This is a genomic window from Paenibacillus oceani, from assembly GCF_014705615.1.
Lineage (GTDB): Bacteria > Bacillota > Bacilli > Paenibacillales > NBRC-103111 > Paenibacillus_AB > Paenibacillus_AB oceani.
In genome coordinates this window covers 35,720-55,229 of record NZ_JACXJA010000021.1, presented here as the reverse complement: position 1 = coordinate 55,229, position 19,510 = coordinate 35,720, and the positions used below count along the sequence as shown (strand labels likewise).

Here is a 19,510-nt window from a genome sequence, read left to right as displayed (position 1 = left end):
AAGAGGTTCCGCTGCCTGTACCAAAAGCTAAGGTGCGATGCCGGACATCGCCATTAGCCTGATTTATTGAAACCGGTCGACCCGGGCCATCACGTCGGTCCGAAGCTGTTCCAGCCTTGCGCTTGCTTCCTCGCCCGTAGCGCCTCGTACGGCGAAGTACGTTTTGATTTTGGGCTCCGTACCGGACGGCCGCAAGCAGAACCAGGAGTCGTCGGCCAAAGTAAACTTCAGCACATTTTCCGCCGGCAGCCCGTCTATGCCTTGTGAATAATCCTGTACCCGAGTGACCGGGACGCCCGCGATCTGGACAGGAGGTGTTTGACGCCAGTCCTCCATAATGCCCCGGATCTGTTCCAGGCCGTCCTTCCCTTTCAGCGTGCGCGATTCCAGACACTCCTGGAAATAACCGTGTTCGGCGTACAGCTCCTGAAGAACATCGTAGAGCGTCTTGCCCTGGCTTTTGTAATAGGCGGCCGCTTCGCAGATCAGCATCGAAGCCAGCACGGCGTCTTTATCGCGGCAATACGTTCCCGCCAAATACCCATAGCTTTCTTCATAGCCGAACAAAAAGCGGTATTGCCCGGTTCGCTCGAATTCGGTCATCTTCTCGCCGATGTATTTAAACCCGGTGAGCGTATTCATCACCCGGACTCCGAAGCTCTCGGCGATCGCCGCACCCATCTCGCTCGTAACGATTGTCTTGATCAGCACGCCGTTATCCGGCAGCTCCCCTCGCTGCTTCAAGCTCTCCAGCAAATAATGAGCCATGATCGCACCGGACTGGTTGCCGCTGAGCACGACATATTCCCCTTGGTCGTTTTTGACGACCGCACCCATCCGGTCGCAATCGGGATCGGTCCCGATCAGGATGTCCGCCTGTTTCTCCTTAGCCAGCGCAAGCGCTAGAGTGAACGCTTCCCGCTCTTCCGGATTCGGGGACTTGACGGTCGAGAAATTAGCGTCCGGCTGCTCCTGTTCCGGCACTATATGGACGTTCTTGAAGCCGATCCGGTTCAACACGCTGCGTACCGCCAGATTGCCTGAACCATGAAGGGGGGTATACACCAGATGGAAACGGTCGCTGACCGATCGGATCACTTCCGGATGCAGGCTCATCTGGGCCACAGCGCTGATGAACGCTTCATCCACTTCTTCCCCGATCCACTCCAGAAACCCTTCGGCCTCAGCCCGGCTGCGTTCCAGCCGCCTGACCTTCTCCAGCGCATCCACCGTCTGAATTTCCGCAAGGACGCGCTCCGCATCGCGGGGAACTAGCTGTCCTCCGTCGCTGCCGTACACTTTGTAGCCGTTATATTCAGGCGGATTATGACTGGCCGTGATGACAACGCCCCCGGTCGCTCCCAAGTGACGCACCGCAAAAGACAGCTCGGGAGTCGTGCGAAGCGATTCGAACACATACGCCTTCACGCCGTTACCCGCCAACACAAGCGCGGCTTCCAGGGCAAATTCGGGCGATTGGTTGCGGGAATCGTAAGCGATCGCTACGGAAGGCTGACCGGATGCAACCTGCTTTACAAATTGGGCCAAGCCTTGAGTCGCCTGGGCGACCGTATACCGGTTCATCCGGTTCGTCCCCGCCCCTATGACGCCTCTTAGTCCTCCCGTTCCGAATTCCAAATCGCGATAGAAGCGGTCTTCGATCTCTTTGTCGTTTCCTTGAAGGGAGCTCAGCTCCTGCCGGGTCTCGTCATCGATCAACGGATCGTTCAGCCACAGCTCGTATTTGGCCAGCGCTTGTTCCAAACTCAAATGCCATCTCTCCCGAACTCAATATCGTGCACGTAACCGCGTTACGTACCGGCTTACGGATTGGCCAGCGCGAACATCAGCTCGCCCTCGGCTACAATCTTCTCTCCTACTTTGGCGACGCCGCGGCATTTGGCGATCGACCCTTTCATCCGGGTAATCTCGGCCTCCAAGATGAGCGTATCGCCGGGCTTCACCTGTTCCCTGAAGCGGAAACCGTCTATGCCGGCGAATAGTCCGATTTTGCCTTTATTCGCTTCCACCTTCAGCATCGCAACCCCTGCGACTTGAGCAAGCGCTTCGGCGATCAGGACGCCGGGCATAACCGGGTATCCGGGGAAATGGCCTGCGAAAAACGGTTCGTTTACCGTTACATTTTTGAGACCGACTGCCCGTACCCCGGCCTCCACTTCCAAGATGCGATCCACGAGGAGAAACGGATAGCGGTGCGGTATCGTTTCCTGAATTTCCGTAATGTCCATCATCAATGTTTTCCCCTTTCCCGTCTGCTGCTGTATAAAATGCCAGCGGTTAACTTAAACTAGTGAATGTCCCTTCACGACCTGCAGTAGTGAAGGTTGATATAAGGGGGCATATGATGCGGACTCCGATACAGTCTATACATATGCTCCTTTTTATCGTTAATTCGCGGTGTCCGTTTCCCGGTTCAAAGCCAGGAACAAGACGATATAAATAGCCGAGGCTATAAACGATACGCCGATAACAAACCACAGGTAGCCGACCGCGAACGAGAAATCAAAAAAGATAAACAGAAAGGCCATATAAAATAAAACAGTCGTAAGCTTCCCTAAGCTGTTGGCCGGCACCGTTTGTTTGCCCCGGAAATGGAAAAACGCGGAGCCTGCGATCATGCCAGCATCACGGATAAACATAGCCACAGCGGCTTGCCACGGAATCATGCCGGATGCGAGCAGCGAGATGATCACCGTCAGCATCATGCATTTGTCGGCGAGCGGATCGAGCATAACGCCAACCTGGGTGATCTGTCCCCTCTTGCGGGCCAAATAACCATCCAATATATCGGTCGCCCCTGCCAGTACGACTATGAAAAAAGCCGTTTTGAGTTGATTCGTGCTGAAAAAGACGACGTATACCGGGATCAGCGCGAATCGACTTAACGTCAATAGGTTCGGCAAGTTCACCCGTTTCTCTCCCCCGAATCTTTCTTCCATACCCATCCATTATACCGTTGTTAACCCAAAAATAAAACTCCCCGAAGCGGGGAGTTAACGATCGTATAGTGGGTGCGAAGTCAGAACGGACACTGTGCCTTGGCTCCGTGATCCATAGACCGTCTCCGCCTGGCACAGTTGGTACATTCCGGCCCTGCACTAGCCGGCAAATACCAGATCGAACAGATGCTTCCAAGTATCCCATTCCCAGATGTCCGATCCTTCTCTGCCCCCGATGTAGGCGTATCCGAGCCAAAGTCCGACGACGACGGCAATTACGCATAGAACCGGTACTAGCAGCGCTCTCAGCAAGCCTAGCAGCAGCCTCACCCATCGCCGTCTCAGCTTTCGCTTCGGCTGCGGCTTCTCTTTGGCGTCCTGCTGGGGCTTTGCTTTTGCCTGACCGCTCGATACCGTTTTCGCCCCTCCCCCTACGTTCGGCTTTGGTTTGGAACGGACATCGGTATTATGTTCATTCATTGCTGGCCTCCTTAAAAAAAGCCGGATTAGCCGCGAAGCGAATTCGCCAAAGACATCATATTGTCGGCGGATGTGAGAGCTTTGGCGTTAAGCTGGTACGCTCGCTGCGTCAACATCAGCTCCGTTATTTCTTCGGCCATATTGACGTTGGATTGCTCCAAAAATCCTTGATGCACTTTCACTTTGGCGGCTTCCGGGTTTTGTCCGTCGGTAGCGGCGACCCTCAGCACTTCCCCGAGGGCCGGATCGATCTCGTCCGGCAGCGTATACAGATTATCGCCCAACTGCTGCAGCAATTGCGGACGAACCACCTGTACCAGCTTGAGCTGTCCAACTGCAACAGGCGGCTGATCGGGCTGAAGGTCGTTATAGACCGAGATCGTGCCGTCCGACTCCACCGTAATCCGGCGGTTATTCGGTATCGCTATAGGCTCGTCGTTGGCGTTCAGTACCAGATGGCCTTCTCTTGTCGTTAAATAAACGTTCTCGGTATCTCCCGGCTGCGGTTTAAGCGAGAACGCTCCGTCACGTGTCCACGCCGCCCGCTGTACCGGTTCGCCGTTCTCATCCAGGGACGGAATGAGAATCTCGAACAAGGCATCTCCCTCGATCGCCAGATCGGTAGGAGAGTCGGTTTGCTTCAGCGATCCTTGTGCCAGGATCGTCTGAATTTGACTGAGCTTGGCGCCCCAGCCTTGAGTCAAGCCGAGCGGGGACATGCGGCCCGCCTGCTGGAACGCTTCCGGCTGCCGCATCGTCGTGGTCAAAATATCGTGAAACGTCGCTTCTTGTCGTTTGAAGCCGGTTGTATTCATATTGGCCATATTATTAGAAATAATATCAAGCTTCTGCTGCAAACCTTGCATGGAGACGAATGAGTTGATCATCGAATGGTTCATAGGCCGTTACCCCTTCTACACTCTTCCGACTTCGTTCACGGCTTTTTCCAAGCTTCTGTCATAAGCTTGTACCGCTTTTTGATTGGCTTCGTACATCCGGGAAGCGGTCATCATATCGACCATCGCCTGAGCAGGGTCGACATTCGAGCTTTCCACAAAGCCCTGTCTCACTTCCACATTATCGCCCGCCGCCACCTGTACGACATTCCCGGCGTCTTCCGCCTCCAACCGCAGCAATCCCGATCCTTCCGGAATCATCCGGATCGGATTGTCTACGCGCGAGATCAGCATGCGGACCGGATTGTCCTCCGCGTCGAGAAGAGCTTGTCCATTCGTGGAATCCAGCAATTGGCCGAAGCGGTTGACGGTTATATTCGTAATCGGTATTTGCGTATCCAGATCGATCAATACGATCGGCTGCCCGTTATCCCGGAGGACTTGATATCCTTCGGCTGTGACAAGCTCGCCTTGCCCGTTAACGTTAAACTTGCCGTTGCGGGTGTAGCGCTGCTCGCCCGCTTCATTCAGAACGGTGAAAAAAGCTTGCGGCTGGAAAATCCGCTGTCCGTCGTCCGTAATCGTTTTGCCGCCGTTAAACTGCATCCCTTCCACCTGAATATCAGACACGATGGCGAAATCAAACGGATTGGACGTCTCGCGGAGAACGCCCTGCACATTCACGGTCAGCGCTTCTTCCGCCAGCACGCCGGTATTCAGCCGCCCCCGGTTCACCATCTCCATCCCCGGCTTGCCCTCCATCAGCGCGATGAGCATCTCGGGAAAGGAACGGGATACGGCGCTGCCTTGCTTGAATCCGGGCGTATTGATATTGGCGATATTATTCGTGATCGTATCGTGCTTGCGCTGCTGCGACAGCATGCCGGATGCTGCGGTATACAATCCTCTTAGCATGGGGAAGGCCTCCTCTATAGATCAACCGGAAGTGAAGCTCCGCTGCGTGCACATCCTTACGCCAGCTTCACGGAATCGGTATACTTACGCAAGAAAAACCGCCTTCGGCGAAAGCCTCCGGCTAATTTTTCCTGCTCGTTCTATATATCGGCACAATCACCCGAATTTTTTCTTTGTAACTTTATCCAGATTATCCAGCATAATTCCAGTCCCGCGAACGACGCAGCTCATCGGACTGTCGGCGACAAGGACCGGAACCTTCAACTCGTCTGCGAGCAATTGGTCGAGACCGTGCAGCAGCGCTCCGCCGCCGGTCAAAATAACGCCGCGGTCGATAATATCCGCCGACAATTCCGGAGGCGTCCGCTCCAGAACCACTTTGGCCGCAGATACGATCGAGGATACCGATTCCCACAACGCTTCCTTCACTTCGTCGGAACGGATCGTTACCGTCTGCGGCAGACCTGATACCATATCCCGGCCCCGGATGTCCATCTCTTCCTTGCGCGTATCAGAATACACCGTTCCGATCTTCAGCTTGATATCTTCCGAAGTCCGTTCCCCGATCAGCAGCTTGTACTTCGACTTTATGTATTTCATAATCGCGGCGTCGAACTTGTCCCCCGCGATTTTGATGGAAGATGAGGTTACGATGTCTCCCATGGACAATACGGCGACATCGGTCGTCCCGCCGCCAATATCGACCACCATATTGCCGCTAGGCTGGAATATATCCATTCCAGCCCCGATTGCTGCGGCCTTCGGTTCCTCTTCCAAATAAACTTCCCTTGCGCCGCTCCGCTCCGCTGCTTCGCGAATCGCTTTTTGCTCAACGGACGTAATGTTGGCAGGCGCACAAATTAATATCCGCGGGTGGCTGTACCAGCGCTTCCCCCCGACCTTCGATATAAAATGCTTCAGCATCAGTTCCGTAATCTCAAAGTCGGCAATGACGCCATCCTTCAGAGGACGGATCGCCACAATATTGCCAGGCGTACGCCCAACCATCCTGCGCGCTTCTTCCCCGACAGCGAGAACCCGCTTAGCATCGCTTTCAATAGCGACGACGGACGGTTCATCCAAGACGACGCCCCGTCCCTTTACATGAATAAGTACGTTAGCCGTTCCTAAATCGATTCCGATATCTTTGCTAATCATCCTACAATCCTCCCGAGAACGTTACGGTGCCATGCCGACCTCGCATGACGTCACTTGTACCGTCCGCGGGCGAATTTGATCCGTGGCATTCCTGCTTACACATAAGTATACCTATTTCGACAACTTTTTCAAAACTCCTCTTTTTGTAGGAATAATTAGACGGAGTAAAAGTTGAGGCGGCGGGCTACCTGGCCGTAACCAGATGATCGGCAGGCTTCTGCTGGCGGCTCCGTTTGTACTTGACCTTCGTCGCTTCTCCTCCCCGTAAGTGCCGGATCGACTTGTGGTACTCGAGAATCAACTTCACCTGGTTGGCCAGTTCCGGATTGATCTCGGGCAGCCGTTCCGTCAAATCTTTATGAACCGTGCTTTTCGATACTCCGAATTCCTTGGCAATCGTACGGACCGTCTGCCTGGTTTCCACTAGACTGCGCCCGATCTTGATCGTACGCTCTTTGATGTAATCGTGCACGCCCCTCGCCTCCCTACTCGAGTTGGTTTGGTACAGTATATGAGGGGCAGGGCCATATATTCTTTGTTTCCAACCCTGACAAGCTTGCCTGTTCAATTATTTTTGGAAAATCCCCCGTACATATGCGATACCATTTCCTTCCCAACAAAAAAAGCGGAAGAAAATCCTTCCGCTTTCGTCTAACATTTCGGCTAAATGCTTCCAGCTTGTTACTCGATAATCAGCGATTCCGGGTTAACAGGCGATCCGTTTTGGCGAACTTCGAAGTGAACGTGAGTGCCCATTTCCTTCTCCAGCTCATTGCGTCCGGCAACGGCGATGACGTCGCCCTTCTTCACTTGAACTTCCTTGGCCACTTTAACGTCCGACAAGCTTTGGTAAATAGAAACCGTTCCGTCTTGATGCGTAATTTCGACCAGTTGGCCGACGATCGGATCTTTTTCGACACGGGTTACTTTTCCGCTCATAGCGGCCAGTACGTCGAACGGCTGATCGTCTTCACGACCTAGATCCACCCCGACATGCGGCGTAAGCGTATCGCCATACTCGATCATAGCGGCTTGGCGAACTTCATGGGAAGCTTTCGTGTCGAAGAAATGCAGCAGCACTTCCACCTCGTTTTTGTCTTTCACCGGCCATTGCATCGTTTCGGCAGTTGCGGCTACAGGCAGAGCATCCAGCTTGTCAGTGGGACCCGATACGTCCTGCGTCTTCGAGACGCCGAGACCGAGGTCTTGTTCGGACAAGTTCTTGACGCCCGAATCCGTGTAGACCCACATTAACGTTAAGATAATTGCCGCTGCTGCCATGTACGTCGCCGGAAACACCCACTTCTTGGCTAACAGTCGCTTCCAACTGGAAGGCTTTACGGCTCCATCGGTCGATTTTGGAGCACTCTCTTCGGTCTTCAATTCTTGTTCTTTGTTTTGATCACTCATGTTATATCACCTCAGTCACCATTGTTGCCAGATCACTAGGTTTTATACGTGAGGTGATAGTTTTTTGAGTTTCCTTTTAAAAAAATTCCGCTTGCATCAACACTTTGCTTAAACGGGCGGTCCTAGTAAAGCCGATACGCGGCTCAGCTCTACCCCCTGATAGTAGTATTTGAGAATCGTCTCTGCACTTTTCCCTTCCTTGGCCATCCCGTTCGCGCCCCATTGGCTCATACCGACACCATGTCCGTATCCGTAAGTCGTAATCTCAATCCGCGAGCCGCTTATTTTCCAGGTGAATTGCGATGAGTTCAGCTCCAGCTTCTCTCGCATCTCCCTGCCGGTAAAAGACTTCCCGCCGGCCGACACCGTTTTGATCCGATGCCCGGACGTCGTCGCCAGCACCTTCATCGCTCCGCTGCCGGTTGCGGCGGCCGGTACGGACGTAATGCCGAGTTTCTTGAAAAATTCCTGCAGACTCATGGTTTTCGTCTCCATATATTTCGGAGAAAGTTCTTGGTCCCATGGGCTCGGTACGCTGCGCAAGTACGGGATATAGTCCCTCCAGTATTCCTCCGAGTTTTCCGTGTACCCGTTGCTGGTGGAGAAAAACGAGGCTTGGATCGGCTTGCCTTGATACGTTACGACCACTCCCGCCGTCTCGTTGACGGCGCGATTCAGCTTGTCCAGCCGGGATGGATAATCGGCCTCTCCCCAGTTCGCCTTCATTTGTTCCTCGCCGATATACGCTTGATGGGCTACCGTATCGGTAACGACCGCTCCTTGAACCGGCACTTGAGAGGAGTCGCCCTCCAGAAGCCGCTTGACAATATATGTCCGTGAAGCGATCGCCTGGGCCTTTAACGCTTCGAACTCGAAATTCGCCGGCATTTCGGCAGCCACTACATTGCGGACATACGTCTCCAGCGGCACTTGGTCGATCTTTTGTTCCCGGGTCAAATAGATCGGTACGAGCAAAGGCTTGGTCTGCTGCTCCAGCCGGGTCTGCGGGAAGTCTGCCGTGCTCAATACGCTGACGGACCCGCTCCTTTTCGCTACGATTCCCGGCAATAACAGCGTTACGGTCAGCAGCGCGGCGGCGATCGTAGTTGCGGGCAGCCACGGCTGAATGGAAGTACGGTTTCTCATCAGGTTCCTCCGTAAAATGAATAGGATCGGCTGTTCTAGCGATCTTTGCTTTCATTTTATGAGAGGAGTAGAGCTCATAGAACCTGTTCCGGCCCTCACTTGCAACCCGTGATAGAAAAGAAAAAACCGGCTTCACTTTACTAGTGAGTGCCGGTCGGCTGTCCCAAAACGATAGGGGTTGTCGATTTAAGCCCATGTGGGCTGTATGGAAAAGATTTTCATTTCCTGGGCCACTTGCTCGGTCTGTTCCTCCGGCTCGTAGCGACGAATGTCCGCTCCCAATTCACGAAGCTTGCGCTCGATATCGACATAACCCCTGTCGATATGATGAACGCCAGTGATCTCGGTCTCGCCGTCGGCAACCAAAGCCGCCAAAATCAATGCCGCGCCTGCGCGCAAGTCGGTAGCGCATACTTTGGCTCCGCGGAGCTTCGTATTGCCGCTTACAATAGCGGTGCGACCGTCCACCTTGATCTGTGCCTGCATGTTGCAAAACTGCTCCACATGCATAAACCGGTTCTCGAACACGGTCTCCGTAACGATGCCGGTCCCGTCCGAGACGGTAAGCAGCGCCATCATCTGAGACTGCATATCGGTCGGAAATCCCGGATACGGCAACGTCTTCACATCCACTGCCCGCAGCGGCCGGTCAATCGATACGAGCAAGCCGTTCTCGTCTTCCCCGATCGTCACTCCCATTTCCTGAAGCTTGGAGATAACCGGCCTGAGATGATCCGCAATCGCTCCTTCGATATAGACCGTGCTGCCGGATATCGCCGCAGCGATCATAAACGTGCCCGCTTCGATCCGGTCCGGAATTACTGTATGTACCGTGCCTTGCAGACTATCCACTCCGTCGATCCGGATCACTCCGGTTCCCGCTCCCCGAATCCGGGCGCCCATCGCATTAAGGAAATTAGCCAAATCGACAATTTCCGGTTCGCGTGCGGCGTTCTCGATCAGGGTTGTTCCTTCCGCCAAAGTCGCAGCCATCATAATGTTCTCGGTCGCCCCTACACTGGCCACGTCCAAATAAATTTTAGCTCCGCGCAAACGGCCTTTCACCCGGGCTTCGATATAACCCTGTCCGAGTCCGATCTCGGCGCCCATCGCCTCAAAGCCCTTCAGATGCTGGTCGATGGGACGAGTCCCGATCGCACATCCTCCCGGCAAGGCGATCCGCGAATATCCCGTTCGGGCGAGCAGCGGACCCATGACCAGAAACGACGCTCTCATTTTGCGCACCCACTCGTAAGGGGCTTCGCACGAGTCCAGCTGTTCGGCATTGACCCGAATCGTCTCATTATAATAATGGACACGTGCACCCAGCGATCTGAGGACTTGACTGATGGTCATGACGTCATCTAGAGGCGGCGCGTCATGAATGACGCACTCCCCTTTCGTAGCCAGCAACGATGCCGCGATAATCGGAAGCACGGCGTTTTTGGCTCCGCTAATTTTGATCCTACCCGACAATCGCTTGCCGCCGCGGACGATTATTTTGCTCATCTTGTTCCCCTCCGCGTTTCCAATGCCCAACGTTCAGTTTACACCCGGGGTCTAACCGTGACAACTGTAAATTCGTGGCTCCCGTCGTGCATACAGCTAAAGATTTCGTAGCCGCTTCTCAATTTGGAACGGTGGCTTACGCATCTAATCAATATATTTCGGTGTATTACCATTGTTGACAACATACGACATTGTTATTCGGTAGCGTTAAAACATCCCTTTGAGCAACGTCGACCAGTTGTAATAATCAAGCACGAATCGCGCGATCTGGTAACCAAGGGCGATCGACAGAAGCACTTGCAGCATTTTGGCGGGAGCGCTTCGCGGCTGCTTGACGAACAGATCGAAGCGGAACTGCTGCAGCGCCCACCAGGATAACCCGATACAGAGCAATACGACGGTAATAGAGACAAGCCCCGTCATTCCCATGGAGAATTCCAAGGCATTCGAGATGTCCATCCGATTCGATCATCCTTTCCTCCGGAAGCGCAGCTTCGCGGTTTGGCAAGCCGTGCTTCAATTATCGGTTCATAATTCTCTGCAGCATAACCGTAAACTCTGCCCGAGTCGTCGACACATCCGGACGGAACGTACCGTCGTCATAACCGGTAAGCCAGCCTTCCGCCTTCATTTGCTTCAAAATCGGAAGCGCCCAGAAGTCATGTCCGATATCGGTAAAAGGAACATCCCCGCGCAGCTTGCCGCCGAGCCGTAGCGCCTTGGAGAACAGCGACGCCATCTCCACACGGCTCAGCTTGCCGTCAGGATCGAATCGGCCGTCCGGATATCCTTGCACCACACCGGCTTGCAGCGCCTTCGATACACTGTCGTAAGCCCAGTGGCTTTCAGGCAGATCCGGAAAAGTGACAGGGCGTTTCTTCGAATATTCGAACGCTTTAACAAGGAGAGTCACGGCTTCCGCGCGTGATATACTCGCTTCCGGGCGAAACGTATAATTGCCGTAGCCCTCTATGATTTTCGCGGCGGACAAATCGACGATCGCATCCTGCGCCCAATGACCGGTTATATCGGTAAAGCCGCCCACCAGTACATCCGTATGCAGGCGAAGCCGGTACAGTTGTTCCTGAAATGCTTCATCCGGTGTCATACGGATATAATAGGTTCCGGCATCTAGCGGAATCGACATCGCAAGTTTGCCGGTGGCCCGGTCGCTTGGCTGGCTTACGACCGGGGAGAGCGCGTTCGACTGTAAAATGGCGGTTACTTGCCGGCCGATCGGAATATCCGTCATCGAGAAATCCACCAGGCTGCGCTCCGCGATCCTGAACTTGAAATAATCGACATCCGTCGATCGATCGAACACTCCCTCGTATTCCGTATCCGTTTGGAGGACCGTTGCCTGGTACGGACGATCATTCGGTTCGTTCGGGTCCATATATTTCGGCTCGTATACGATTTCGAGCGTATATTCCCCAATTGTAGCTTCAGGCGTTACTTTGCCGGCCTTAAAATAATAAGTGCCCGGAAAAGCCTGAAACGAATGAGACTCGAATTCCCCGTCGTCGTTGTCGTCGATCGTAACGCCCCGCTCGCTCTTCTTCTGAACCGTTAATACCGGATCCATCCGCTTCGTGTCCGGAGTGAGCGTTACCGTTACGTTGCCCGACCGCTCGAACGTCATCGAGAACCAGTCCTCGTCGCCTTCCTTATCAAAGGTCCCTTTTACAGACTGGCTCCGCGGAGCCAGCTTAAAAGCTTGATATTGACGATCGTTATCTTCAAAAGAATCGCGATAAATGGAAAAATAGCTAGTCAGACGGTAAGGCCATAACACCGGTTCGCCGCTATTCTCAAATTGGAGCGCGATCCGGTTTATTCCTTGGGATACTTTCAACTGTACGTACTTGCCCGGTACTGCCTTATACGCATAAACCCCCGCTGATCCGACATGAGTCAGCTTCACATCCGACGGCACAGGCGCATCCGAGAGCAGCATCATATGAAGCGTCCCGTCATACGGAACATCGATATAAAACCAGTCGACATCGGTCCCGCCGCTCAGTTCGGCGGAAATCATGCGGCCGGCCGTATAAGGCTTCGCTTCCGCCCTGCTGTTATTCGGTTCATACATGTCCGGCAGGAGCGGTTCGTTCCAGGCCCGATCCACCCGCAGCAAGCCGTACCCGGTGCGCTCGTCCCATCCGGCTTCGCCGATATCGTCCGCCGTCTGCCGCAGCAGGCTGCGCACCTCATGCGCCTTCATATGCGGGTACTTCGCCCATATCATCGCAGCAGCGGCCGCCACCTGCGGTGCAGCCATCGACGTGCCGTCCTGATACTCGTACTTATTTCCGATAGCGGTAGTAAAAACAGACCAAGGCGCAACCAGATCCAGTTCCGGCCCGTAGTTCGACCGTTCCTCAATCGCGTTATTTTCACCCACGCCTCCAACCGCCAGCACAGTCGGATAGGCAGCCGGATAACGGACATTGCGTCCTTCATCGTTGCCCGTAGCCGCGATCAGCATTACATTATGATCTTCCGCGTATTGTACAATTTCCTGCAAATAAGCGTCGTTGCGCAGAAGTCCGACGGATAACACGACAATTTTGGCCCCGTTGTCGACCGCATAACGAATACCTTCGCCCAGCTTGTCCTCGTCCCCGCGGCCGCTAGGCTCCAACGCCTTGATCGGCATAATGCTGGCTTTCCACAGCATCCCCGCTACACCCTTGCTATTGTTCACGACAGCTGCGATAACTCCGGCTACATTGGTCCCGTGTCCGTTGTCATCGCGCGGCGGTATGTTCGGTTGAATCAGATTAACGCCAGGCACCAGATTGCCCTTCAGATCGGCATGGCTCAGATCCACGCCCGTATCGACTATAGCAATAACTACCGATTCCGTTTCCGTTCCGCTAACCTCTTGCCAGACGTCGATAGTATGAGTTCTCTGCAAATACGTTTGTTTATCGATAAAAGGGTCATTGGAAGCCGCGGCCGAGATCCCGACCTTCCGGTTGGGCACAATATACTGCACTCCCGGAGAGTTTTCCCATTCCGCCAGCCACTCAGCACTGTTCACACCCGCTCCCGGACGCGCTACTACTGTGCCGGACAAGCCATACTCCCGCTCGATCATACTTTTCGCTGTAAACGTCGGATCGGGGCTCCCTTTCCACTTTATAATATAGGTGGCTGAATCGGCCGTTTCCGTTATTGCCGGGGAAATAGTCGGCAAGGCCGCTTCCGCCCGATTCGGCAGCCAAAATGAGTATAGGTCCAGCGCAACCCATACAATCGCAAATAATCCGATCCACGCTAAACGCTTCCGCCCGTTTCGTATCATGGATGTTGTCCTCTTCATGTCATTCTTGATTTTGTCCGAACGTATACATTTCGCCATTATGCCGGACATCCCTTTCCATTGTAACAAAATCGGTTCAAAAGGCCCACCCGATTCACGGTTGGAATATAGGGCTGCTTCACTCATCGCCAATAAATTTGGTTATTCGCCACAATGAATACGCTATCTTTTTAACCCGGTTTACTCTTCGTTAAACTTCCCCGATTCCGATTAAGAGAAATGTTGAAAACGAAGCTTTTGCTGCGTCGATTTGCTCTTTAAAAAAGAAAACCCCTCCGGTTCCCCGGAAGGGCTGCAAACGGACTAGCTGTACAGTTAACTGATAAACAAATCGATCGGTACGCTGAAAATCGTCTCGATATAACGGAGCACCACATGCGGGAAAAATCCGGTCAACAGCGTAGCCGCCACGCAAATCCAAACCGTAATTTGCGCGGTTGGCGAAGACTTGATCTCCGCTTCGACTTCGCCCGACCTCAGGAACATTTGCCGGATGATGCTGAAATAGTAATAAAACGAAATGACGCTCGTACCGATCATAATGGCGGCAAGCCAGTAATGCTGCAGTTGCAAAGTACCGAGCATGATGTACAGCTTCCCGAAAAATCCGCCCGTTACCGGAAGACCGGCCAGCGACAAAATCAGCACGACCATCGCCACCGCAGTCGCCGGCGCCCGATAATACAAGCCGGCGAAGGCCGAGATGTCCTCGCTTTTGGACGAATCGCTCACAATCATATACACGGCGATCGCTCCGATGTTCATGAACAGATAAGCGATCAGATAGAAAAACATCTCCGAGAAGTTCGAGAAATGCACCATGCCGAACTGCGTGCCGATCGGCACCAGCAGGTAACCCGCATTGGCGATCCCGGAATAGGCGAGCAGCCTCTTCATGTTTTTTTGACGGAGCGCTATGAAGTTACCGAATATCATAGCTGCCGCGGCTACCACCATCGTCGCCGTGAAGGCGTCGGTATGGATCTGCTGGCTGATCAAGCCGCCCAGGCCGAACACGCTGTACAGTACCCGGAACGTAATCGCAAAGCCGGCTGCCTTGGATACGACCGCGAGATAAGCCGTAACCGGCGTCGGCGAGCCTTGGTAGACGTCGGGCGCCCACATGTGGAACGGAGCCGCCGCAATTTTAAAGCCGAATCCTGCCAGCAGCAGGAAAAAGGAGACGTAAATCAATGGCTCGAACGCAGCGTAGTTGGCTGAAAGCGCCCGGTTGATCTCCGCCAGGTTCGTCGATCCGGACATCCCGTACAAGAACGACATTCCGTACAAGATTACGGCGGACGAGATGCCTCCCATAACTACGTACTTAAACGCCGCTTCGTTAGATGAAAACGACTTCTTGCGCATGCCGACCAGTACATAAGAAGTGATGCTAAGCAGTTCGAGTCCGACGAACAGGGTGATCAGATCGCCGGAAGACGCCATGACCATCGCACCGATCGTAGCCGGCAGGAACAAGTAATAAAATTCGCCCTTGTGCGGAATTTCGTCTTCTTTTACATTGCCGATGCTCATGAACAAAATAAGCGCCGTTCCGCCAAGGAAAAGCAGTTTAAACAAATTCGCGTAATCGTCGACCCGCCAGCTGCCGCCCAGCAGCGATACAGGCTCCGTGGGCAGGACGAGCCCGGTAGCATCGTCGATGCGGTTCAGAGCACTAATATCCCCAAGGACAAACACAGCCGATATGCCGACAGACACCAGCGCCAGCCAGCCCAGAACGGTACGGTTGAACGAGCGGGGCATAAATAAATCGAGCAGCGACAGGACGATTGCCGAGATGACCAGGGTCAACTCAGGCGCCAGATGAACGAGGTCCCCCGCCGTCAAACGTTGAAGTTGATCCATGGTCTACCCTCCCATCTTCACGATGTTGTGAATCCATTCGTCGATACTGCTTACGGTTTGCTGCAGCGGTTCGCTCAGCACGGCCGGATAGATCCCGATCAGTACGATGAACGCAGTCAGAGTAATCATCGGCACCGCCTCCACCAGTCTGGCGTCCCGAAGCCCTTTGTACGCCTCCGGTAACGGTCCGTAGCTGATCTTCATAACCCCGCGAAGCACATATACCGCCGTAAAAATAATGCCCAGCACTCCGATCACCGTGACGATTGGCATCGTCTCGAACAGGCCGAGGAAAGCCATGAACTCGCTAATGAAACCCGACAAAAGCGGGAGTCCGAGCGACGCCATGCCGCCGAGCATCAGGAAGCCGCAAATGAACGGCAGCGATGCCGACAAACCGCCCAGTTTTCTCACTTCCGTCGTTTCCGTTCTCTCGTACAAGCTTCCTACGAGCAGGAAGAACAGCGCCGATATGAGTCCGTGGGATACCAGTTGGAAGATGGCCCCTTTTAGCCCGATTTCGTTAAACGCCGCAAGACCGAGCAGGACGATCCCCATATGACTAATACTGGAGTAAGCCAAAATCAGCTTGAAATCGGTTTGGCGCAGAGCGAGTATCGCGCCGTACAAAATATTGATAACGCCCAGAATCGCTATCGCAAACGCCGCCGTATGGGCCTGCACCGGAAACAGCATAATGCCAAAGGTTAGCAAACCGTAGGCGCCCATCTTGAGCAAAATACCGGAGTGGATCATAACGACCGCCGGGTGCGCTTCCGTATGCACTTTAAGCATCCACGTATGGAACGGGAAGATCGGCAGCTTGATGCCGAATGCGATGAGCAGCATGATGAACAGCGTCCACTTCATCGTCTCGCTTAAATAAAACGGATTGTCCGGGAACATCTCCGGCCCGGCATGAATCAGCGAAGCTTGGTCGGCGAACAAGTTTTTCGTAATCACGTCCAGGCTGCCGCTGTAATAGAAGGAGGTCGCGTCGCCTACCGTCTGCATCGTAAATCCGGCCGTATTGACGATAATGAAAAACGCCAAAATCATGGCGGCTGAACCGATCCCGTTATAAATCAAAAACTTGTTGGCCGCCCGCTCCCTGTCCATATAACCCCATATTCCAATCAGGAAAAACATCGGAATGAGCGTAAGCTCAAAGAACAGGAAAAACAAGAACAAATCACGAGCCATAAATACGCCGAACATCCCGATCTCCAGCAGCAGAAACCAGATGTAAAACGCCTTCCACCGCTTCTTCACATGCACGGAGGCGAAAGCCGCCATAGCCGTTACGAGTGCGGTCAAAAATACAAGCGGCAGAGACAGGCCGTCGATCGCCAGCGTGTAGTTGAACTCGTAAAAAAATTCTTTCAGCGAGCTCAGATCGTCGCCGATTTCTTTATTCAGAGGAACTTTGATCCAGTTCGCATTTTCCTTATACTGCATATCAGCCGTGTCGTGCTGAAAGTCGGTGTACAACAGCGCTGCCAGTACAAGCGGTATAAGAGTAGCAACGATCGCCGTCGTCTTCAGCGCCCTGCCGTTATGCTTCGGAATCAGCAGCAGCGCAATAATGCCGAGCAGCGGCGAGAAGAGGATGGTCGACAGAATGGGCCAACTACCAAACATTCAAAAACCTCCTCCCGGCGAACACCAGCATCAGGACGACGATACCGAGCAGCGTAACGAGCCCGTATGTCTGCACCTGGCCGTTCTGCAGCCGCGACCCGACGCGGCCAAGCCCGGATACAGCCGAAGCGCTAAGCCGGACGATGCCGTCCACAACATAATGATCGAACAAGGTGAGCACGTTGCCGAGCGCTTTTACCGGTTTTACGATAATCAGGCCGTACAACTCGTCGATGTAATATTTCCGCTCCACGAGCTGGTGCAGCCAAGGCGCGCCATTCGGAATGGCGTCCGCGGAGATGCTCTTTTTGACGTACATCAAATATCCGAGTCCGATTCCAAGCAATCCGACAACAGTCGACAGTGTCATAACCAGCGCCGCATTGTGCTCTTCGGCCGCTTTACCGGTCAGCCATTCTCCGAACCAGCCGTTAAACGGGGTCATCAGGAAGCCCGCTCCTACCGCAAGGACGGCAAGAACGATCAACGGAACCGTCATCACGGCCGGAGACTCGTGAGCGTGCTGGTGCTGCGTGCCTCTAGGCTTGCCCGTAAATACGAGAAAGAACAGCCGGGACATATAAAACGCGGTGAAGAAAGCCGCAATCAGTCCGACCGCAAACAATCCGTAATGTCCGCTGTAATAAGCTTCGGACAGGATCACGTCCTTGGACCAAAAGCCGGAGAACGGCGGAATTCCCGATAAAGCCAGAGCCCCGATCGCGAACGTCCAAGTCGTAATTTTCATCTTGGACGACAGTCCGCCCATTTCAAAAATGTTTTGCGTATGTACGGCATGAATGACGCTGCCCGCTCCAAGGAACAGAAGCGCCTTAAAAAACGCATGGGTGAACAGGTGGAACATTCCCGCCGATATTGTGGCGCTGACGCCGAGCGCCAACATCATATACCCGAGCTGACTGACCGTCGAGTAGGCGAGCACCCGTTTAATATCTTTTTGAGCGACGCCGATCGTAGCGGCAAAAATTGCGGTGAAGCCTCCCACGTAAGCCACCGTTTCCAGAGCGGCTGGAGAAGCGGTAAAAATATCGAATGTCCGCGCCACCAGGTACACGCCGGCCGCAACCATCGTCGCCGCGTGAATCAAGGCGCTGATCGGCGTCGGACCTTCCATAGCGTCCGGCAGCCATGTATGCAGCGGAAACTGGCCGGACTTGCCCACGGCGCCTACGAAGATAAGCAGCGCAATCCAGGTTGCCGTGCCTTCGGAGATTCGGCCTTCGGCAAACGCATTATGAATGCTGGAGAAATCGAGCGCATGCCCCGGCATATTCCAGTAGAGGAGCAAGATCGCGATCAATAAGCCGACGTCGCCGATTCTCGTAATAATGAACGCTTTCTTGGCCGCCGCCTTCGCTTCCGGCTTGAAGTACCAGAAGCCGATGAGCAGGAACGACCCGAGACCGACCAATTCCCAGAAAATATACAGCTGAAGTATATTTTCCGACATAACCACGCCCAGCATGGCGAACGTAAACAAGGCGACGTATCCGTAAAAGACCGATATCCGATCGTCTCCGTGCATATATCCTTTGGAGTATAAATTAACCAGCAAGCTGACGAGCGACACGATAATCAGCATGAGCGCGTTCAGGTTGTTGATCTCGAACCCCATAGCTAGCGAATATTCGCCAAGCTTGAGCCATTCCAAGCTGTTCCACGTGTAATCTTCCGTGCCACTTCCAAGACGCTCCACGAATATGAGCACCGACACGATGAACGAGGCTAGTGTCGCTATAATCCCGACGTATGCTCCGCCTTCCTTCCACTGTCGGCCTGCGGCGAGCAGAACGAGGAACGCGAGAAGCGGAAACAGAGGAACGAGCCAGGCGATTTGTGCGTACGATTCCATCGTTGATCCTCCTCACTTTCTCAATTCGTTCATGTCGTCCACATTCGAAGTGCCCTTGTTCCGGTAGAGCGTAATTAGGATCGCGATCCCGATCGCAACTTCCGCGGCCGCTACCGTCATATTAAAGAGAGAAAAGATCTGGCCTTGAAAAGACGGAGCCACTCCGTACTTGGAGAACGCCACGAAGTTCAAATTGACGCTGTTGAGCATAAGCTCGATCGACAACAGGACGATTACGGCATTTTTCTTCGTTAACGCCCCATACAACCCGACGCAGAACAAAATCGCGCCTAAGGTCAGATAAGGCAGAATCGGTTCGCTCATC

At 53.8% G+C, this 19,510-nt stretch carries 17 protein-coding genes; all 17 read right to left on the bottom strand.

The window, feature by feature from the left end; all coding sequences use genetic code 11:
- Positions 1–63 precede the first annotated feature (63 nt).
- A complete protein-coding gene (locus IDH45_RS16605) occupies positions 64–1,770 on the bottom strand; it encodes a phospho-sugar mutase (protein ID WP_190929247.1) in 1,707 nt (568 codons plus the stop codon).
- A gap of 53 nt (positions 1,771–1,823) precedes the next feature.
- Positions 1,824–2,252: a 3-hydroxyacyl-ACP dehydratase FabZ gene (gene fabZ / locus IDH45_RS16600; protein WP_190929246.1), complete on the bottom strand. Its 429-nt coding sequence runs from the start codon at positions 2,250–2,252 to the stop codon at positions 1,824–1,826.
- 156 nt (positions 2,253–2,408) lie between these two features.
- A complete protein-coding gene (locus IDH45_RS16595) occupies positions 2,409–2,930 on the bottom strand; it encodes a CDP-alcohol phosphatidyltransferase family protein (RefSeq protein WP_190929245.1) in 522 nt (173 codons plus the stop codon).
- A 189-nt stretch (positions 2,931–3,119) separates the two neighbouring features.
- On the bottom strand, positions 3,120–3,440 hold the full coding sequence (locus tag IDH45_RS16590; RefSeq protein WP_190929244.1) for a DNA-directed RNA polymerase subunit beta: 321 nt from the start codon (positions 3,438–3,440) through the stop codon (positions 3,120–3,122).
- Between the two features lie 26 nt (positions 3,441–3,466).
- Positions 3,467–4,339 (bottom strand): flagellar hook-basal body protein, encoded by an 873-nt coding sequence (locus IDH45_RS16585; protein ID WP_190929243.1) that lies wholly within the window; start codon positions 4,337–4,339, stop codon positions 3,467–3,469.
- 15 nt (positions 4,340–4,354) lie between these two features.
- Positions 4,355–5,251: a flagellar hook-basal body protein gene (locus IDH45_RS16580; RefSeq protein WP_190929242.1), complete on the bottom strand. Its 897-nt coding sequence runs from the start codon at positions 5,249–5,251 to the stop codon at positions 4,355–4,357.
- A gap of 156 nt (positions 5,252–5,407) precedes the next feature.
- Positions 5,408–6,409: a rod shape-determining protein gene (gene mreB / locus IDH45_RS16575; RefSeq protein WP_190929241.1), complete on the bottom strand. Its 1,002-nt coding sequence runs from the start codon at positions 6,407–6,409 to the stop codon at positions 5,408–5,410.
- Positions 6,410–6,593: 184 nt separating this feature from the next.
- On the bottom strand, positions 6,594–6,881 hold the full coding sequence (gene spoIIID, locus IDH45_RS16570; protein WP_190929240.1) for a sporulation transcriptional regulator SpoIIID: 288 nt from the start codon (positions 6,879–6,881) through the stop codon (positions 6,594–6,596).
- Positions 6,882–7,090: 209 nt separating this feature from the next.
- Complete coding sequence (locus IDH45_RS16565) at positions 7,091–7,819, bottom strand: M23 family metallopeptidase (RefSeq protein WP_190929239.1); 729 nt, start codon at positions 7,817–7,819, stop codon at positions 7,091–7,093.
- A 108-nt stretch (positions 7,820–7,927) separates the two neighbouring features.
- Positions 7,928–8,965, bottom strand: a complete 1,038-nt coding sequence (spoIID, locus tag IDH45_RS16560; protein ID WP_190929238.1) for a stage II sporulation protein D — start codon at positions 8,963–8,965, stop codon at positions 7,928–7,930.
- A gap of 186 nt (positions 8,966–9,151) precedes the next feature.
- Positions 9,152–10,474 carry a UDP-N-acetylglucosamine 1-carboxyvinyltransferase gene (gene murA / locus IDH45_RS16555; RefSeq protein ID WP_190929237.1) on the bottom strand — a complete coding sequence of 441 codons (1,323 nt, stop codon included), beginning with the start codon at positions 10,472–10,474 and terminating at the stop codon, positions 9,152–9,154.
- 207 nt (positions 10,475–10,681) lie between these two features.
- The gene (locus IDH45_RS16550) at positions 10,682–10,933 is read right to left on the bottom strand and encodes a DUF1146 family protein (protein ID WP_190929236.1); all 252 of its coding nucleotides are present in this window, start codon (positions 10,931–10,933) and stop codon (positions 10,682–10,684) included.
- Positions 10,934–10,994: 61 nt separating this feature from the next.
- A complete protein-coding gene (locus tag IDH45_RS16545) occupies positions 10,995–13,784 on the bottom strand; it encodes a S8 family serine peptidase (RefSeq protein WP_223836719.1) in 2,790 nt (929 codons plus the stop codon).
- Positions 13,785–14,117: 333 nt separating this feature from the next.
- The gene (locus tag IDH45_RS16540; RefSeq protein WP_190929235.1) at positions 14,118–15,671 is read right to left on the bottom strand and encodes an NADH-quinone oxidoreductase subunit N; all 1,554 of its coding nucleotides are present in this window, start codon (positions 15,669–15,671) and stop codon (positions 14,118–14,120) included.
- Between the two features lie 3 nt (positions 15,672–15,674).
- Complete coding sequence (locus IDH45_RS16535) at positions 15,675–17,312, bottom strand: complex I subunit 4 family protein (protein WP_190929234.1); 1,638 nt, start codon at positions 17,310–17,312, stop codon at positions 15,675–15,677.
- On the bottom strand, positions 17,302–19,185 hold the full coding sequence (nuoL, locus tag IDH45_RS16530; protein ID WP_190929233.1) for an NADH-quinone oxidoreductase subunit L: 1,884 nt from the start codon (positions 19,183–19,185) through the stop codon (positions 17,302–17,304). Before nuoL ends, IDH45_RS16535 begins: the two co-directional genes overlap by 11 nt.
- A 12-nt stretch (positions 19,186–19,197) precedes the next feature.
- Positions 19,198–19,509 (bottom strand): NADH-quinone oxidoreductase subunit NuoK, encoded by a 312-nt coding sequence (nuoK, locus tag IDH45_RS16525; RefSeq protein ID WP_190929232.1) that lies wholly within the window; start codon positions 19,507–19,509, stop codon positions 19,198–19,200.
- Position 19,510 lies beyond the last annotated feature (1 nt).